The organism is Nocardia sp. 852002-20019_SCH5090214, from assembly GCF_001665865.1.
GTDB lineage: Bacteria > Actinomycetota > Actinomycetes > Mycobacteriales > Mycobacteriaceae > Nocardia > Nocardia nova.
Genome location: NZ_LZMK01000326.1, coordinates 1 through 860 on the forward strand (window position 1 = coordinate 1; position 860 = coordinate 860).

1 protein-coding gene is annotated in these 860 nt (G+C 69.9%); it reads left to right on the forward strand.

Annotated elements, in window-relative coordinates; genetic code table 11:
- The coding region (gene mobF / locus A5780_RS26050; protein WP_156769661.1) for a MobF family relaxase at positions 1-860 on the forward strand (860 nt) is incomplete at both ends.

Genomic DNA, 860 nt, shown 5'->3' on the forward strand with positions numbered 1-860 from the left:
GTCGGCCGCCACAGCGTCCGCCAGGTCGACGTCGAGGGCCTGGTCGGGACGGCCTTCACCCACCGCGATTCCCGCGCCGGCGACCCCGATCTGCACACCCACCTCGTCATCGCCAACAAAGTCAGGCGGATCCAGGACGGGCAGTGGGGGTCCCTAGATGGGCGGATGATCTACGCCCACAATGTGCCCGCCTCCGAGTTGTACAACACCCGCCTCGAACACCACCTCGAAGAAGCCCTCGGTTTGGTGTTCGTCGAGACCCCGGACCGGGACATGTACAAACGCCCGATCCGCGAACTCGCCGGTGTGGCACCGGAGTTGATGGCGGCCTGGTCCACACGCGCAGAGGCCATCACCACCAAACTCACCGACCTGGCCGCCGCGTTCCAGCGGCGCCACGGCCGCGAACCCACCGCGAAAGAACGGCTGCGCCTGGGTGAGGAGGCGACGCTGGCAACCCGTGGCGGTAAGCATCACGCCCGCTCCCGCGCCGAACAACGCGGCGACTGGCGGACCCAGGCTGCCGAGATCCTGGGCGGGGACCAGGCCGTGGACGCGATGGTCGCCACCGTCCTGCATCAGCAGGCCCCGATCCGCGAGACGGTCACCGATGCCTGGATCGCCGACACGGCGACCCGTGTAGTGGATACCGTCGCCCAGCAGCGGGCGACCTGGCAGGCGCGTCACCTGCGCGCCGAGACCTACCGCCAGCTCCGTGGCCGTGTCGACCCGGACCAGTGGCAGACCGTCGTCAACGCGGTGATGGCGGCCGCGCTCACCTCGCCGTTGTCGATTCCCCGCGGCGACCACGACACTGCCGCCCCCACACCGGCTTTGGCCCGCGCGGACGGGACCAGTCT